The organism is Nonomuraea sp. NPDC059194 (assembly GCF_042754765.1).
Lineage (GTDB): Bacteria > Actinomycetota > Actinomycetes > Streptosporangiales > Streptosporangiaceae > Nonomuraea.
In genome coordinates this window covers 1-16730 of record NZ_JBHZBH010000001.1, presented here as the reverse complement: position 1 = coordinate 16730, position 16730 = coordinate 1, and the positions used below count along the sequence as shown (strand labels likewise).

General features: G+C 70.1%; 16 protein-coding genes. 8 read left to right on the top strand and 8 right to left on the bottom strand.

Annotated elements, in window-relative coordinates:
* Window position 1: 1 nt before the first annotated feature.
* The 5 genes from ACFXJ8_RS00080 to ACFXJ8_RS00060 all read left to right on the top strand — a co-directional run bounded on the left by ACFXJ8_RS00080 (window position 2) and on the right by ACFXJ8_RS00060 (window position 3758).
* The gene (locus tag ACFXJ8_RS00080) at window positions 2-628 is read left to right on the top strand and encodes an HAD family hydrolase (RefSeq protein WP_379641564.1); all 627 of its coding nucleotides are present in this window, start codon (window positions 2-4) and stop codon (window positions 626-628) included.
* Between the two features lie 60 nt (window positions 629-688).
* Window positions 689-1396, top strand: coding sequence for an HAD family hydrolase (locus ACFXJ8_RS00075; protein ID WP_379641563.1), 708 nt, complete (start codon window positions 689-691; stop codon window positions 1394-1396).
* Between the two features lie 399 nt (window positions 1397-1795).
* On the top strand, window positions 1796-2350 hold the full coding sequence (locus tag ACFXJ8_RS00070; RefSeq protein WP_379641562.1) for a hypothetical protein: 555 nt from the start codon (window positions 1796-1798) through the stop codon (window positions 2348-2350).
* Between the two features lie 500 nt (window positions 2351-2850).
* Window positions 2851-2994 (top strand): hypothetical protein, encoded by a 144-nt coding sequence (locus tag ACFXJ8_RS00065; protein ID WP_379641561.1) that lies wholly within the window; start codon window positions 2851-2853, stop codon window positions 2992-2994.
* A 278-nt stretch (window positions 2995-3272) separates the two neighbouring features.
* On the top strand, window positions 3273-3758 hold the full coding sequence (locus ACFXJ8_RS00060; RefSeq protein WP_379641560.1) for a hypothetical protein: 486 nt from the start codon (window positions 3273-3275) through the stop codon (window positions 3756-3758).
* A gap of 421 nt (window positions 3759-4179) precedes the next feature.
* Here the strand turns inward: ACFXJ8_RS00060 and ACFXJ8_RS00055 are convergent, their stop codons facing one another.
* Together ACFXJ8_RS00055 and ACFXJ8_RS00050 are read right to left on the bottom strand one after the other, a co-directional pair.
* The gene (locus ACFXJ8_RS00055; protein ID WP_379641559.1) at window positions 4180-4623 is read right to left on the bottom strand and encodes a cupin domain-containing protein; all 444 of its coding nucleotides are present in this window, start codon (window positions 4621-4623) and stop codon (window positions 4180-4182) included.
* Window positions 4624-4786: 163 nt separating this feature from the next.
* Entirely contained in the window at window positions 4787-6370 is a 1584-nt protein-coding gene (locus ACFXJ8_RS00050) for a penicillin-binding transpeptidase domain-containing protein (protein WP_379641558.1), read from the bottom strand.
* A gap of 87 nt (window positions 6371-6457) precedes the next feature.
* Between ACFXJ8_RS00050 and ACFXJ8_RS00045 the strand changes: the two genes are divergently transcribed.
* From ACFXJ8_RS00045 to ACFXJ8_RS00035, 3 genes are read left to right on the top strand one after another with little or no spacing between them, the layout of a single operon-like run.
* Window positions 6458-7393 carry a LysR family transcriptional regulator gene (locus ACFXJ8_RS00045; protein ID WP_379641557.1) on the top strand — a complete coding sequence of 312 codons (936 nt, stop codon included), beginning with the start codon at window positions 6458-6460 and terminating at the stop codon, window positions 7391-7393.
* Window positions 7390-8232, top strand: a complete 843-nt coding sequence (locus ACFXJ8_RS00040) for a serine hydrolase (RefSeq protein ID WP_379641556.1) — start codon at window positions 7390-7392, stop codon at window positions 8230-8232. Before ACFXJ8_RS00045 ends, ACFXJ8_RS00040 begins: the two co-directional genes overlap by 4 nt.
* A gap of 57 nt (window positions 8233-8289) precedes the next feature.
* On the top strand, window positions 8290-10227 hold the full coding sequence (locus tag ACFXJ8_RS00035; RefSeq protein WP_379641555.1) for an acetoacetate--CoA ligase: 1938 nt from the start codon (window positions 8290-8292) through the stop codon (window positions 10225-10227).
* A gap of 22 nt (window positions 10228-10249) precedes the next feature.
* On the opposite strand, the gene ACFXJ8_RS00030 is transcribed toward ACFXJ8_RS00035, so the two are convergent.
* From ACFXJ8_RS00030 to ACFXJ8_RS00005, 6 genes are all read right to left on the bottom strand, one after another.
* Entirely contained in the window at window positions 10250-10888 is a 639-nt protein-coding gene (locus tag ACFXJ8_RS00030) for a GNAT family N-acetyltransferase (protein ID WP_379641554.1), read from the bottom strand.
* Window positions 10889-10941: 53 nt separating this feature from the next.
* Window positions 10942-12348 carry an FAD-binding oxidoreductase gene (locus tag ACFXJ8_RS00025; RefSeq protein ID WP_379641553.1) on the bottom strand — a complete coding sequence of 469 codons (1407 nt, stop codon included), beginning with the start codon at window positions 12346-12348 and terminating at the stop codon, window positions 10942-10944.
* Between the two features lie 75 nt (window positions 12349-12423).
* A complete protein-coding gene (locus ACFXJ8_RS00020) occupies window positions 12424-13884 on the bottom strand; it encodes an NADH-ubiquinone oxidoreductase-F iron-sulfur binding region domain-containing protein (RefSeq protein ID WP_379641552.1) in 1461 nt (486 codons plus the stop codon).
* Window positions 13881-14588 (bottom strand): hypothetical protein, encoded by a 708-nt coding sequence (locus ACFXJ8_RS00015; RefSeq protein ID WP_379641551.1) that lies wholly within the window; start codon window positions 14586-14588, stop codon window positions 13881-13883. Before ACFXJ8_RS00015 ends, ACFXJ8_RS00020 begins: the two co-directional genes overlap by 4 nt.
* Before the next feature lie 67 nt (window positions 14589-14655).
* Window positions 14656-15870, bottom strand: a complete 1215-nt coding sequence (locus tag ACFXJ8_RS00010) for a DUF1996 domain-containing protein (protein WP_379641550.1) — start codon at window positions 15868-15870, stop codon at window positions 14656-14658.
* Complete coding sequence (locus ACFXJ8_RS00005) at window positions 15867-16514, bottom strand: DUF4142 domain-containing protein (RefSeq protein ID WP_379641549.1); 648 nt, start codon at window positions 16512-16514, stop codon at window positions 15867-15869. Before ACFXJ8_RS00005 ends, ACFXJ8_RS00010 begins: the two co-directional genes overlap by 4 nt.
* Window positions 16515-16730: the final 216 nt, after the last annotated feature.

Below are 16730 nucleotides of genomic sequence, written 5' to 3'. Positions count from 1 at the left end.
CATGGCGCAGCACATCGTGTGGGACTGGAACGGCACGCTCTTTCATGACATCGACGCCGTCGTGGGCGCGACGAACGAGGTCTTCAAGCCGTACGGCCTGGCGACGATGACCGCCGACGGGTTTCGCGCCGTCTACACGCGGCCCATCTGGCTGGCCTACGAGCGGCTGCTCGGCCGCCCGCTGCGTGAAGGCGAATGGGAGGAGCTCGACAAGGGCTTCCACGACAACTACTACCGGCTGATGGCCGCCTGCGCGCTCGCCGCCGACGCGGAGACGTCGCTGCGCGGCTGGACCGGCACCCAGTCGTTGTGCTCGATGGCCCCCCACGACCACCTGGTGCCCACCGTCACCGCCTTCGGCATCTCCACGCACTTCACCAGGGTCGACGGGCTCACCGGCACCACCGGAGGGGAGAAGGCCGAGCACATGGCCACCCACATCGCCGCCATCGCGATCGACCCCGCCGAGATCCTCCTCATCGGCGACAGCGTCGACGACGGCGTCGCCGCCACCTACGTGGGGGCCAAGGCCGTGCTCTACACCGGCGGCATGACGCCGCGCACGGAGCTCGAATCGACCGGATGGCCCGTGGTCGACACCCTTACCGAAGCGCTCAAACACGCCTGAAACGGGCCGCTGAGCCGTACCCTGGCATGGACTTCAGGGAGGCCCGCCATCAACCGCCTTGTGCTGTGGAACGTCGATCTCACGCTCGTCGACGTCGCGATCGTCACCAGGGACGCGTACGCCGAGGCGTTCCGCCAAGTCACCGGGCGTCCCCTGGTCAAGCTGGCCCCCGCCATGGGCAGGCCCGACTCCGAGATCGTCTTCGAGACGCTCGCCGTCAACGGGATCGTCGCCCAGGACGACCACCTGCCCAGGTTCCTGGCCGCCCTGGCCGTCGCGTTCGCCGACCGGCGCAAGCGGCTGGCCAAGGAGGGCAGGATGATGCCGGGCGCCAAGGACGCGCTCAAAGCGGTCTCCAGGCTCGACGGCGTCGTCCAGTCGGTGCTGACGGGCACGATCAAGGGCAACGCGGTCCACAAGCTGAAGGCGTTCGGGCTCGACAAGCACATCGACTTCGACCTCGGCGGCTACGGCGAGGAGGTCTACCCCAAGGCGACGCTGCTGCAGGTCGCCCAGGGCAGGGCCAAGCAGCGGTACGGCACGCCGTTCACCCACGCCAACACCGTGCTGATCGGCGACTCCACCCGCGACGTGCAGGCGGCGCGGATCGGCGGCGCGGCGATAGTGGCGATCGCGTCGGGGCGGTCGACGGCGGCCGAACTGCGGGAGGCGGGGGCGGACATGGTGCTGCCCGACCTGTCGAACGCCTCGGAGGTCGTGGCGGCGGTGGCGGGACTGACCTCGCCAGTGGACCGCAAGGCAGGCTGACCGGTCTCGCGTATTCCGGGCCCGCGCTCAAAGGGCCTCGCAGTGACGCGCTTCGCGCTTTTCCAGCTCGGGCTGTTCTTCCAGTCGGGCCTGCGCCCGACCCCTTGAAGGGCCTCGCTCCGCTCGGACGCCTCCTTCAAGCTCGGGCTCCGCCCTCGCGCGGTCGGGCACTCGCGCACGGAAATGAGATGGGGGCGAAACGGTCATGCGTCGTACAGTCGATGCACTCCCCGGCGAGAGGTGGGGCGTCGAGGGGCCGCCACCCAGCAAGACACCTTGAAAAGGATGATGAGGCGGAAACTTCCGCCATGCTGATTGCCTCAGCCGACATAGTCACCACGTGAGTCATCGAGGTCAAATGTCTGATCTCGTCCCTTGGATTTTTCTATGCTTGCCGACGTGAGCGAAGAAGAGCCGTTTGCCGTGGATACCAGCCAAATGACGGTGAAGGTGTGGTACGGGCAGGTCTACCTTGCGGACGAACAACTCGATGGGGACGTGTCGGGCGATTCCGAAGACTCGCCAACCACTTCAGCGGGCGTCATCCGGGTGACGCCGGGCCTTGCCACTCTGAGTATCGGCGTCGACTGGGGGGAAGTGCCTATCACGGTGGCTGTGGCTGGTCGGGATCCGCGTGCTGACCTCGAAGGCTATGAAGACATCGTAGAGATCACTTTCGAGTCCCTGTCGGGCCGGATTGTCCTGCTGGAGTGGGACTGGGATGAGCCTAAGACCTACAGCCTCCCCCCACTGCCGGCTGGTCCTGGACCGTACCGCATGAGGTTCCACATCACAGGACTGGACGATCATGCGGGAGCACTGGATCACTACCTTCAGATCTGGCCTGAGCCCTCTTGTGATCCTGCCGTGCTCAAGACTACGAGTAGAAATTTCCAGTACTTCCTGAACCCTGAGGCTTTTAAGCCTGATGACCACGCTTCGGGTAGTGTTTGAGCAACCCGGCGATTGGGTGCTTTCCGGGTCGACTGCCTGTATCAACGGGGCTCGGTTGCCTTTGTTTCGCGATTGCTGAAGGTCCGCTGCCTAACCTCTTACGGGAACGCCGGGAACGTTAATACCTGGCCTTGGGGGAAAGGCCCGGCGACGATGATGTGCATGATGCCGTACATGCGGGGCAAGGCCAGGGTCATGGAGAAGATCATGCAGCCGATCCGGGAGGCGGCCAACGCCATCACCCTCAAGACCTATGCCGCAGCCCTGCGCTAAGCGAGGCGCGTCTATACACCTTCTGAGCGAGCTCGGATCCCACTGCGGCAGCGGATCGATTCAATCCAACTCGGCGGAGCGAATGGAGCCGCCTGTGATGAGACCGGTCGCTGCTTGGCCCACGATAGCGCGACAGATCCCCTGGTCAGGCGGCGCGTTAGGAGCGTTATCGCAGCCCAAGTCAGATGCGCTTCCGAGTGCTCCAGGAGCCGCTCATAGTCGATCATGTGGCGATCGCGTCAGGACGGTCGACGGCGGCCGAACTGCGGGAGGCGGGGGCGGACATGGTGCTGCCCGACCTGTCGAACGCCTCGGAGGTCGTGGCGGCGGTGGCGGGACTGACCTCGCCAGTGGACCGCAAGGCAGGCTGACCGGGACACCGCTTCGCGCTTCCTATGCAATGAGATCGGGCGACACGGTCACGCGTCGTACAGTCGATGCACTCCCGGGCAAGAGGGTGGGGCGTCAAGGGGGCTGGTCGCATGGACCGCCGCACGCCACAACGGCTCTCCAAGCTGGGGTAGGGGGTGCTTGAGCTGGGGTAACGCGAGCGTACGGATATCCTGTATGAAATCAACATACAAGATCATTCATTAGGGTCGGAGATCCACCCGAACCGAAGATCACAGACCAAGAAGCGAGCCCCCTCATGTCCGACGTCCCCCCGACGGACGAAGACTCCCGCAGCTTCACCTTCCCCGGCGACCACACCGACACCGTCCCGTCGCTTCACCTGCTCGCCCTGACGGGCACCACGTACGAGACGATCCGCCCGCAGCTGCGCGACACCGACACGCTGGCCTTCTGGCCGATGGTCGTGAACGGGGTCGACGTGGTCGCGGTCGGGATGAACGAGAAGGCATTCCCGCTCGACCGTGAGAACGTCACCCGGCTCGCCTACCTGCTGGGCCTCACGGACGACGCCCCGAACCAGTTCGTGGTGGCGATCGACCGCGACCCCGCCAACCCGGACTTCCTGAGCGTCGAGCACGGCCTCGGCTGGGTCGAGCTCCGGCTGTACCAGGAGCGCATGTACACCGGCGTCCGCGTGATCATCCCTGCTGACCGCTGCGACGAGGTGCGCGAGGCGCTGACGGCGCTGACCACGCTGCTCCCGCAGCCGGTGAGCACATGAGCGCCACGGTGTCGCGCTCGACGTCGTCGAGCGGCACGTCCCCGCACTTCTCCAGCAGTTCTTGACCCCCAGCGGGCACCGGTCAGCCACATGAAAGGGACTTTCAACCTCATATTGCTACAAAAGCCCTCGAACATCCGAAATCTGGTTCAACAGGGGGTTTCATCTCATGAAGGTACTCAAGAAGGCTGTCGGAGTCAGCGCCATCACAGTCTCCGCCTTTGTCGCCCCCTTGCTGTTGTCGGCTCAGCCAGCTGCCGCCACGGCCTCCATCCAGACGCCAACAGACGCCAGTCACTGTTCGAAGAAGAGTAAGAAGAAGCACTGCCACCCGAAGCCCCTTCCCCCGCAACTCGAGCCCCACGAGATCGGAAAAGTCGAACCGGACAGGGAAGGCGGCGGTCGGGTCCATCACGCCTAGCTAGCGGCCAGCGGGGTGGAAGTCGTACGGCTCGGAGTCGTAGACGTAGTAGACGCAGTCGGCTCCCGCGGCGCACCGGCCCGAGTGCACCGCCTTGGACGGGTAGAAGAGGAAGTCGCCGGCGCCGACCCGGTAGGTCTTGTGGCCCTTGACGTTCCACAACATCGTGCCTGAGACGCCGACGACGTGCTCGGGGCTGGTGTGCCAGTGCGGGGCGAACGGCGTGCCCGCCTTGAGGGTGAACATCGCCTCCGAAGGACCGGTCTTCGGGTCGCCCTTCAGCTGGACGAACGTGCAGCCGGGCAGGCCTTCGCACGGGGTGCCCCGCTTTCCCGCGTGCTTGTAGACGACTCGGTCCTCAGCCGGCGCCGGGTCCTGTGCCGCCGCCGCGGGTCCCGCCGCCATGACGGCGAGAGCTGCGACCGTGATGGACATTCTCCACATGACCGTTTCCTAACTGGACCATAGTCCGGTTGTTGATGGGCTCAAGCTACCGGACTATGGTCCGGTTCGGCAACCCCGGGGAGGCGCCGGCCCGTCCGCAGTCGATCGTGGACGGGCCGGCAGCGAACACCACCTGATCAACGATCGCCCTGGGCGCGTGGGGCTACCGGGAGAGGTTGGCGAGGAAGCGGGCCGCGACCGGGGCCGCGACTGCCGCTCCGGCCCCGCCTCCTTCGACGATCACCGCGAAGGCCAGGTCCCCGTGGTAGCCCACGAACCACGAGTGCGACGGCGGCTCCTTGCCCGAGCCGTACTCCGCCGTCCCCGTCTTGCCCGCCGACCCCGCGGGGAACCGTACCGCCTGGGCGGTGCCCTCGCTGATCACCGCGGGCATCAGGTCGCGCAGCGCGCTCACCACCTTGGGCTCCAGCTTGCGTGGCGCCGAGCCCCCTGAAGGGACCAGGTCGGCGGGGACAAGCCGGGGCGGCCGCCAGGTGCCGTTCGCGACGGCGGCGGCGACGGCGGCCATGTTGAGCGGGCTGGTCAGGATCCGTCCCTGGCCGATGGCGGCGGAGGCGAGGTCGGTGTCGTCCTTCGGGTCGGGGAACTCGGCCCGTACGGCGGGCACGCCCGGCGTGATCGGCGCGCCGAAGCCGAAGCTGGCCGCCACCTCGCCGAGCCGCCCGCCGTTCAGCGACGAGACCGCCATCGCGCCGAACGTGGTGTTGCAGGAGTGGGCGAAGGCGTCCCTGAACGACAGCGTGCCGTAGTCGTGGAAGCCCGCGTTGTGGAAGGGGAAGCCGCCGATGTTCTGCTCGGGCGGGCACTGGACGGTCTTGTCGGGTGCGACGCCGTCGGCGACGAGGGCGGAGGCGGTGACGATCTTGAACGTGGACCCCGGCGGGTACTTCCCGAGCAGCGCCCTGTTGAAGCCGCCCGGCTTGTTGACGGCGGCGAGGATCTCGCCGGTCGAGGGCCGCAGCGCCACGAGGGAGGCGGGCTTGGTGACGCCATCGAGCGCGTCGGCTCCGGCGCGGTGGACGCGCAGGTCGATGGTGGTCTTCAGCGGCTTGCCCTCGGTGGCGCCCTTCTCGGCCACCGTCTCGACGAGCTTGCCGTCCTGGTAGAGGTTGAGCTTGGTGGACGAGCTGCCGGTGAGCCGGTCCTTGTAGGTCTCCTTGAGCCCCTCGACGAGCTGCTGGACCGACCCGGGCGCGCCCGCGCCGTCGATGCGCGAGCCGTCGGCGGCAGTGATGGCGGCGGTCTCCGGCTTGGTGGTGACCAGTTTGAAGGTGTCCTGGTGGCCGAGCGCCGGGTGGATGGCGGTGGTCGACCAGGCGACCTTCCACGCGCCGTCCCATTCGCCGACGTGGAGTGCGCCCTCGTAGGTCCAGTCGACGGCGCCCTTGAGTGTGGCGGTGAACGGGACGACCCTGCCCTCCTCCAGCTCCCGTACGGGCCCGCCCACCGAGAAGGCGGCTGAGGTGATCTTCAGTTCCTTGGAGAAGCGCTGGTAGGCGCCGGTGAAGTCGGGAGGCGGCGCGTTGACGAGCGCCTTCATGGCCGGATAGTCCTGCCTGGACCAGGCGGACAGGAACGCCTCCGCCGTCTGTTCGGGAGAGCCGGTGGTGCGCGTCACCCAGATCACCCCTCCCCCGACCAGGAGCGGCACCAGGATCCCCGCGGTGACCAGCGGCCACTTCCTCCTGCGCCTGCGCTCCGCTCTGAGGTTGCCGAGTTCGTGCATGACGGCGAGCAGACCAGACGCCTGGAGATTTTGTCCAATATGGATATCAAGCTCCCATTAATACGGTTTCCGATATCATCCCTGTTCGTGGATCTCGTGCGGCACCTCTACTACTTCACGGTCGTCGCCGAAGAGCGTCACTTCGGCAACGCCGCGATCCGCCTCGGCATGGCCCAGCCACCGCTCAGCCAGCGCATCAAACGGCTGGAGGAGGAGCTGGGCGCGCGGCTGTTCGACCGCTCCTCCCGCCAGGTCAGCCTCACCGAGGCGGGGCGGCTGCTGCTGCCGGAGGCGCGCGAGGTGATCGCCCGCGTCGACCGCCTTCGCGAGCTCGTACGGCACGGCGAGGCCCGCACGCTCAAGGCGGCCCTGCCTCCCGACCTGGGCGCGACGGCCATCGCCGCCCTCGTGGCGCGCTTCCGCGAGGACAACCCCGGGCTCAGGCTGGCCCCCGCCGAGATGTGGACGGCCGACCAGGTGGCCGCGCTGGGCGAGGGCACGATCGACGTCGGCGTGGTCCGCCATCCCGTCACCGCTCCAGGACTGAGCTTCGGCGAGGTGCTCGTGCAGACGCCCGGCGTGCTGCTGGCCGAGGCCGACCCGCTGGCCGCCGCCCCCAGCGTGCACCTGCAGGACCTGGCCGAGCGGGAGCTGCTGCTGTTCCCGCAGGAAGGAGAGCCGGGCGCGCACGCCGAGACGCTGTCCGACTGCCGCAGGCACGGCTTCGTCCCGCTGGAGGTGCATCATGGGATCGGGCTCGGACTGGTGCTGGCGGGCTCGGCAGTGGCGTTCGGCCCGCGGGCGGCCGAGCACCTGGCGCCGCAGGGGGTGGTCTGGCGGCCGCTGCTCGGGTCTCCGCTGACGTGGCGGGTCTCGACGGCGTGGCGTGCGGAGACGCCCGAGGTGGCGGCTTTCGCGGCGGCGGCCGTACGAACGCTGAAGGAGAGTGCCGGGATGAGCGCGGAAGGCGTCACGCCCGCGAGGAAGGTCAGGAGCCGTCCTGCGATGGGTTTCCTGGCATGAACCTGGATGACGTCTTCAGGCGGGCGGGTGTGGCGGGGTGGCTGCATGCCGCCGACATCGACGGCGACGCCGAGGTGTCCTACCGCGCCGACCAGTTGGTGCCGCTCGCGTCGGTGTTCAAGGTGCCGGTGCTGGTGGAGCTGGCCCGGCAGGCGGACGCGGGCGTGCTCGACCCGCGCGAGCGCCTGACGCTCACCCGGCGCATCGGCGGCGACACGGGCGTGGGCGCCATGCTCGACGACGTCACGATGTCGCTGCGCGACCTGGCCTACCTGATGATCTCGGTGAGCGACAACACCTCGGCAGACGCGGTCGTCGACAGGATCGGGCTGGAGAGCGTCAACGCGATGCTCGACGGGTTCGGGCTCGGCCGGACGCGGGTGGTCGACAACTGCGAGGATCTGCTCGCCAAGATCAACGAGGACTCCGGCGGCGAATGGCCGGTGGTCGACCCCGACACACTCGCCGGGCTGCGGGCGCTCGACCCGCTCGCCTCCAGCAGGAGCACGCCGCGGGAGCTCACCAGCCTGCTTGGCCTGATCTGGCGCGACGAGGCGGCCTCGACCGAGCAGTGCGCGTGGATGCGGCGGCTGCTCGGGCTGCAGGTGTGGCCGCATCGGCTGTCGTCCGGCTTCCCGTACGACGACGTGGCGGTCAGCGGCAAGACGGGCACGCTGCCGACGCTGCGCGCCGAGATCGGCGTGGTCGAGTACCCCGACGGGGGCCGCTACGCGGTCGCCGTCTTCACCCGCGCTTTCAGCCCCGCGCTGAACCAGCCGCGCGCCGACGCGATCATCGGTACGGCGGCGCGTATGGCTGTGGACCACCTACGCGGGTAAGGGGATGTGTGGGCGGCGATGATGACTTTCGGTTCCCGCGGCGACAGGATGGGACACATGGTTGCTGAAGGTGCACTGCTGTGGGAGCCGACCCCGTCGGTGGTGGCGAACGCGAGGATCACCCGCTATCTCGACGACGTCGGCCACGCCGACTACCAGAGCGCATGGCAGTGGTCCGTCGAGAACCCCGCGGAGTTCTGGACGTCGATCTGGGACTACTTCGGCGTGATCGGTGAGCGTGGTGACGGGCCCGTCATGACTGGGACGATGCCGGGCGTCGATTGGTTCACCGGAAGCTCGCTGAACTATGCCGAAAACGCCCTCAGCCGCGAGAACGGCCCGGCCGTGGTCTTCCATTCGGAGGACGGCACGCGCCGCGTCATCACCATGGCGGAGCTGCGTGAGGAGGTCGCGCGGGTCAGGAAGGGCCTGGTCAGGCTGGGTGTCGGCAAGGGCGACAGGGTCGCGGGCTACCTGCCGAACATCCCCGAGGCGCTCATCGCCTTCCTGGCCACCGCCTCGCTCGGCGCGATCTGGTCGGCCGGATCTCCTGATTTCGGGGTGCCCAGCATCGTCGACCGTTTCACCCAGATCGAGCCCGTGGTGCTGATCGCCGTGGACGGCTACCGCTACGGCGGCAAGTCCTTCGACCGGTCGGCCGCCGTCGCCGAGATCGCCGCCGCGCTGCCGTCACTGCGCGCGACCGTGTGGATCCCCTACTTGGTTGCGGCCCAGGAGGGGCGGCCGCCGCAGCTGGCCGAGCCCACGCCCACGCACGCGGCCGCCCTCCCGCACGGCGAGGTGATCGGCTGGGAGGGGCTGCGCGCCGAGCAGGGGCCGCTGGAGTTCGAGCGCGTGCCGTTCGGCCACCCGCTGTGGATCCTCTACTCCAGCGGCACGACGGGGCTGCCCAAGCCGATCGTCCACGGGCACGGCGGCGTGGTCCTCGAACACCTGAAGTCGCTCTCCTTCCACCAGGACCTGGGGCAGGGCGATGTGTTCTTCTGGTACACCACCACCGGCTGGATGATGTGGAACTACCTCATCGGCGGGCTGCTGGTGGGATCGACCGTGGTGCTGTACGACGGGGCGCCGACCGATCTGTGGGCGATCGCCGAGGCCGAGAACGTCACCTACTTCGGCACCGGCGCGCCGTACATCGTCTCGTGCATGAAGAACGACAAGCGGCCGCCCGCGCTGCCCGCGTTGAAGGGCATGGGCTCGACCGGCTCGCCGCTGCCGCCCGAGGGGTTCGCGTGGCTGGCCGACGTGCTGCCCGGGATCCCGGTGGGCTCCTTCTCCGGCGGGACCGACGTGTGCACCGGATTCGTCGGCGCCACGCCGCTGCACCCGATCCGCGCGGGCGTCATCCCGTGCCGGTCGCTGGGGGCGCGGGTGGAGTCGTTCGACCCCGCGGGTAAGCCGGTGATCGGCGAGGTGGGCGAGCTGGTGCTGACCCAGCCGATGCCGTCCATGCCGGTCATGTTCTGGAACGACCCGTCGGGGGAGCGCTACCGCGACAGCTACTTCGACGTGTACCCGGGCGTGTGGAGGCACGGCGACTGGATCAAGATCGAGCAGGACGGCAGCTGCGTGATCTACGGGCGCTCCGACTCGACGCTGAACAGGGGCGGCGTGCGGATGGGCACCAGTGAGTTCTACCGGGTGGTGGAGCGCTTCCCCGAGATCGCCGACAGCCTGGTGATCGACACGGGGCAGCTCGGGCAGGAAGGGCGGCTGCTGCTGTACGTGACGATGGCCTCGGGGGAGGTGACGCCCGAGCTGGAGTCACGGCTGAAGGCGGCGCTGCGGGAGGAGCTGTCGCCCCGGCACGTGCCCAACGAGATCATCGCGGTGCCGGGGATCCCGCGGACGCTGTCGGGCAAGAAGCTGGAGGTGCCGGTCCGCAAGATCCTGCTGGGCACGCCGGTCGACCAGGCGGCCAACCCGGACGCGATGGCCAACCCCGAGGTTCTGGAGCACTTCAAGCCGTGACTCTGGGGGCCGCCCCCCAAAGTCAGGCGGGGGTGGCGCCGAAGAGGGGGAGGCAGGGCTCGAGGCCGTGGATCGAGATGTCCGCGGCCGGGCTCCAGTCGTCGCGCGACAGGCGGAACCTGCGCATGGTGACGGCCTTGCCCTGCCGGTTGTGGATCTCGACCCCGTCGTCCCGGTAGCCGAGCTTGCGCGTCACCCCCAGCGAGGCAGCGTTGTCCTCGAACGCCGCCGTCGCCGCGTGCCGCGCGCCCAGCCCCTCGAACGCGAAGTGCAGGGCCGCGCGCCGCATCTCGGTGCCGATGCCCTGGCCCTGGAAGCGCCGCCCGATCCACGAGCCCGTCAGCACCTCGCCGGTGACCGCGAAGTGCTTGGCCGTCATGCCCTGGAGGCCGATCGGCTCGCCATCGAAGAACACCGCGAACTCGCACGCCCACGACTCGGGCTTCCACTCGGCCCACTGGCGGAACTGGTACTGGATCGTGGAGAGGGCGCGCTCGGCGGGCGGGACGTCGGACCAGGGGAAGCTGAACGGCATGAACCCCGCCTCGTGGATGCCCTCGGCTGCCCGGTCTCCGAGCTCGTCGAGCTCCGCGATGGTCGGCAGGCGCAGCTCCAGCCTGGGCGTGCGGACGGACAGCTCGAAGATCGGCAAATGACGCATGCGCCCCATTGTGGCCGCCCGACGTGGTCGAACGCGACGCGTTATCCGCCGCCTCACACCCCCTGGGGCAGCGCGAACAGCCGACCTGGGTCGTAGGCCGCCTTCACCGCCGCCAGTCTGCCCGCGTTCGCCCCGTAGTAGGCCTGCCGCCACTGCGTGATGTCGGGGTCGAGGTAGTTCACGTAGGCGTGCTCGCCGAGATGGGGACCCATCGCCCGGCGGGTGCCGCGCAGCCAGGCCCGGTCCGACCCGTCGGCGTAGTACTGCACGCTGAACAGCGCCTGGCGGTGCGGGAAGGCGGTCGCGTCGGGCCGTACCCTGCCGATCGCGCCGCCCATCGCGTCGATCAGCACCGCGTGCCCGCCGGGGCGCGCGACGCGCGCCACCAGCTCCCTGGCCCCGGCCGTGGGCAGCTTCGCGTAGGCGAGGTGGGAGGAGGCGACGAAGGCCTCGCGCGGCATCCGGCGGCACTGCGCGACCGTACGGCCCGCGCACCCCGCCATGATCATGGTCGCCGCCAGGTGTGAGCGTTCGACCACGTACCGGGACGACGGCGCGCCCGTCGCCTTCAGCAGGCCGTCGAGCAGCTTCGCGCAGCCCGCCGTGCCGCCCAGGTACAGGCCGCCGACCTGCACGTCGAGGCCGCCGGCGCTGCGGGTGAGGTGGAGGTTGGACCACATCGCGTCGGGCGCGGCGGGCGCCCACGACTGCCACGCCTTCACCACCGCGGCCGCCCTCGACCACGGCCAGTGCAGGAAGAACACGGCGACGTCGCTGATCGGGTGGGTGCGGAAGGTGAAGGACACGGCCACGCCGAAGTTGCCGCCCCCGCCGCCCCTGCACGCCCAGAACAGGTCGCTGTGGGTGTTCTCATCGCAGGTCAGCACCCGGCCGTCGGCGGTCACGACGCGCACGGACTCCAGCACGTCGCAGGTCAGGCCGTGTTTCCTGGACACCACGCCGATCCCGCCGCCCAGCGTGAGCCCCGCGATGCCCACGGTCGGGCAGGTGCCCGCGGGGATGCTGACGCCTCTGGCGTTGAGCCGGTCGTAGACGTCGATCAGCTTGGCGCCCGCGCCGACGGTCGCCAGCCCCGACCGGTAGGTGACCGTATTCATTCGCGACACGTCGATCACCAGGCCGGGGCCGGTCGACCAGCCGGCGTAGGAGTGGCCGCCGGAGCGGGAGGTGAGCGGGACGCGCTCCTTGCGGGCGAAGGCCAGGCACTCGGCGACGTCCGACGGGGTGGCGCAGTAGGCGACGCCGCGTGGTCTGACCGTGTCGAAGGTGGGGTTGTAGAGGCGGCGGGCGGTGTCGTATCCGGCGTCGCCCGGCCGTACGAGCCGGCCGTCGAGGACCCTGCCGAGCGCCGCCCAGTCGGGCGCGCCCTGGCCGCCCACGGTGGCGGCGCTGCTCAGCGCGCCGAGGGCGGCGGTGCGGAGGAAGCCGCGGCGGTCCATGTGATCTCCCCGAAGTCCTGCTGTGAACCGAAGGGTGAGACGCGTGAAGGGAGCGACTGGTTGGTCACATTCGCATCACCGGCCCGAAACCAGACGGAGGGCGAGAGCGGGACACATCTCCACCGCCCTTCGTGCTTCCCTGCCCATCCAGCCTGGCACCTGCCTGAAGGACGGGTAGCCGTGCTCGTCCAGGTCCACGAACTCCGGCAGCAGGTGCGCGCACAGGCCGTGCCCCTGGCAGCGGGTCCAGTCGACGTCGAGCCGATAGCGGGGCTCCTCCTCGGCCTCCGGGAGCGGCAGCGCGCCACGGACGGGCCGCCCGCACGTGCCGCGCTCCTGGTGCCGCTCGACGTCGAAGGCGAAGGCCTCCAGCGCCGACAGCACGAACCTCGCCGTCCCGTCGGGGTGGAAGCAGGCACCCCGGCGCTCCACCGTCCGTACGGCACGCCGTACGTCGACGGCCGAGCCCGAGCCCTCGGTGAGCGCGCACAGCGTCCTGGCCACCTCGGGCAGGCCGAGCCGGCAGGGGCCGCACTGCCCCGACGACTGGGCGGACAGGTAGGCGGCCACCCGCGCCACCTCGCCCAGCGGACAGGTCGTCGTGGGCAGCGGCACCACGATCCCCGCCCCGAGCACGCCGCCCGCCAGCCGCATCCCCTCGCGGGAGACGACCGCCGCGGCGGCGGCCGCCGCGCTGAGCCACGCCCCGTGGTAGCCGCCGACCAGCACGCCTTCGCCCGGGTCGAGCCCGCACTCCTCCAGCACCGTGGCCAGCGGGACGCCCGTCATCACCTCGACGACCGCCTCGCCGCCCACCGTGAGCAGGACGGTGCCGGGCTCGCGCGGCGTGCCCACCTCGGCGTACCCGATCGGGCCAAGCCCGGCCAGGACGGCGAGCTGGGCGAACGTCTCGGCGTTCGCCAGGAGCGTGGGCAGGCCGCCGACGCCCTCCTCCGCCGCCCTGCGCCTGCGTCCTGCGGGGACGGCGTCGAGGCCGTTCACCCCGCGGACGAGCGCGCCGCCCTCACCGCTGATGAAGCGCTCGGGCAGGCCGACCACGCGCATCCGCCCGCCGTACCGCTCGGCGGCTCCTGACACGGTCGCCACGCGGCGCTCCTCCATGGCCGCGATCATGGACGCGTGCGCGACCTCCCCCTCCACGGTCGCGACGACGACCTCGCGCGCCCGCAGCGCCTCGGCGGCCAGGAGTGCGCCGTCCAGCACCAGATGCGGGGCGCGGACCAGCAGCATCGCGTCCTTGGCGCTGGCGGGCTCGCCCTCGACGGCGTTGACCAGCACCACCCGCTCGCCAGGCGCCACGGCGCGGAGCTTGCGCGCGAAGGGGAACGCGGCCCCTCCGCGGCCACGCAGGTCCACCTCCTCGGCCAGCGCGACCAGCGCGTCGAGGTCGCGCCGCGCGGGCTCGCCGTGCAGCGCCCGGTGCGCGGGCAGGTCGAGCCGCCTGCAGTGGTCGAGCCCAGCCGTGAGCCTCGCAGGGGCGAGCCTCAGCACGCGCGGCACCCGGTGCGGAATCATCCCGCCTTCCTTCTGCGCAGGTCGTCGAGGCTGATCAGCTCGCCGCGGGCGGGCTCGCCGACGACCACGGGCTCGGCCACGGCCACGGTCTCGGGAACGGCCGGCGGTCTGCGCAGCGTCGCGACCGCCCTGACCAGCAGCGCGGACACCACCGCCGCCAGACAGACGACGTAGGACCAGGCCACCCACCCGGCGGGCGTACGGCCCGCGGTCAGCCCGTGGAGGATGGCGACGGGCCAGGCCAGGTAGGCGGTGCCGTGCAGGGCCCGCCACAGCCACGGCCGGGACGTGAGCGCGAACCGGCCGCGCGCCACTCCCGTCGTCGTGGCCAGCGCGAACAGGGCCAACGCGGCCAGGCCGGTCGGCGAGGACGTCTTCAGCGCGGCGTGGACGAGCAGGAAGGCCATGCCTGCCGCCGCCGCGACCCTGTGGGCGAGCTGGGCGCGGATCCTGTCGGGGGCCGAGAGGAAGACGCGCTCGGTGGTGACCAGTCCGAGTGCGACGGTGGCGGTCAGCGTGACCAGGGCGAAGACGCCCACGTAGAACTCCAGGAAGCCCAGGCCGCCGTTCAGCAGCTGGACACCGCGCTCGGTGCGGGTCAGCGCGACGGCCGACAGGATCAGCGCGGTCACCGCGGCGGTGGCACCCAGGCGCAGCTGCCTGGTGTCCAGACCCGCGTGGCGCGGCTGCTTTCTGTGGAGCATCGATCGATTCCCTCCCAGGGAGATGGGTGAGGTGTGCCGCCCGGGAGGTCGTCGAGGAGCGCGTCCGCTAGCAGCGCCTGCCGCGGTTGACGCAGTTCACGACGAAGGACATCAGCCGGTCCGGCATGACGTTGGCGAAGTCGGCGTGGTCGGTGACCGGGTTGTGCAACTGCTCGGGGAAGGCGTCGAGCGCGTAGGACGGGCCCTGCGGCACGCTGTAGGCGAGGATCATCCGCAGCTGCGGCACCGCCCTCGTGCCCTGCGGGCAGCCGCCGCCCTGGCCGGGGAAGACCACGTGGGTGCGGTGGTTGGCGCTGTCGGTGTTCTGGCCGTCCCAGCAACTGGGGAAGTCGAGCACCCTGAGCACGAGGCTGCCGCGCGGGCACAGCGGGTACCTGGTGGTGACGCGGTTGGTGAAGCCGGCGCACGACCACGCGGCGCGGGCGTTGGCGCCGCCGTTCGTGGCCGCCTTGGCGTCGCCGGTGATCAGCCGGAGGAAGCGGGGCATGGGGCTGACCCTGCTCGCGGCGTTCCCGCGGAACAGCATGATCGCCTGACGGGGGCGCAGCACCTGGCCGACGTTGCCGTCGGGGTCGCCGAGGTTGGCGTCGACCCGCCTGTCCCTGAGGACGGGCCAGAAGTAGGTCGACCGGTCGCCGAACCTGCACGTGGTGCCCGCCGCGGCCAGCGACTGGTCGGTGGAGAAGGCGTCGGTGGAGAGGTTGCCGACGTAGTCGTGCAGGTGGTGGGCGCCGTTGGAGACGCCGGGGGCGACGATGAAGTTGTCGGGGTTGTTGTGGCGGTTGCCGTTCGTGCCGCACCGGGAGACGAACGTGCCCCGCGAACCCGACCGGAGGTTCGCCAGGAGGTTGCCGCCCGGAGGCACGTCGCGGATGTCGACGAAGTCGGCCACGAACGGGCCGAGGTCGGCGCAGTCGTTCTCCCCCTGAGACGGGGTGGGCGAGGGCTGGGGTTGAGGTCGCCGCCGCTGGTCGCCGGGGTCCCGCGGGTCCCGGCCCTCCTGGTTCCGGCCCTCCTGGTTTCGGCCCTCCTGGTTTCGGTCGGTACGGCTGTCGCCGTCCCCTGTGGGGCTCGGCGACGGGGTGGGCTCGACCGGGCTGAGCGCGCCGCCCCGCTGCCCCTGGTTCTGCTCGGGGTGTCCCGCGGGGTCGCAGTGGTCGGCGAGGGCCGGAAGGGCGGGGATGACGGCCGCGGACACCAGGCCGCCGGCCACCAGGGCCAGCGACGACATGGCCGCGGCCAACCGTCTGGATGCGATCACTGGTTCTCTCTCCTTGAATCGGCCGCCGCCAGGGCGACGGGGGCGGGCGAAGGCGTGGGCGGTTCGGGCAGCGCGTCGTAGTCGACCAGCCCCGTGCTCTCCAGCAGCGTCATGTGCTTGAGCACGAACGCGTTGGCCGTCGTGGCGAACTTCCTGATCTCGTCGTTCCTGGTACCGGCCCTGACCAGGGCGATCACGCTGAAGACCTTGCCGTGGGCGGCCCGCAGCAGGTTCGCGAAGTCCCTGTCGTAGGCGGCGCCGGTCTTGGTGGACAGCTGCGCCATCCAGCGCTGCTGGTCGGCCGTCGGCTGGCTGGGCAGCACCACGCCGAGGCGAGACGCGACGGCGATGACCGTCTTGTCGAGCTTCAGATGGTCCTCGACCAGGTGCTTGCCGACATCCTTGACCCGAGCGCTGAGCGCCCGTTGCTGGGCCTGCTGCCCGGTGGGAATCTCCCAGAGGCCCGCCTGCCGTACCTTGATCAGCAGGTCCTGGTCGGAGGTGGTCGGCGCCACCGGCGAGACCGACGTGAGCGCGGCGGGCCCCGGCATGACCAGCAGCACCGTGACCACGGCCGCCAGGGCGAACCCGCCCAGCAGGAGCAGCTCTCCCGCGGCGGGTTTGCGGCGTAGAAGCCTGTGCATGGTCGGAGGTACGCGCTTCCGACGGGACAGGTTCACGGCAAGTGACGAGATAGTCAGAAATGACTGGAGTTATCGGAGTGACTGCCGAGGCGATAACGAAGGTGTAAAGATGTGCCCCGTGCTAGGGCGTGTTTCAGAAGTGGATCACGTGAGTGATCTACTTCTGGGATGATCTTCGGGTGGGTCGTGGTGATTTGACCGCCGCTCAGTGGGCGG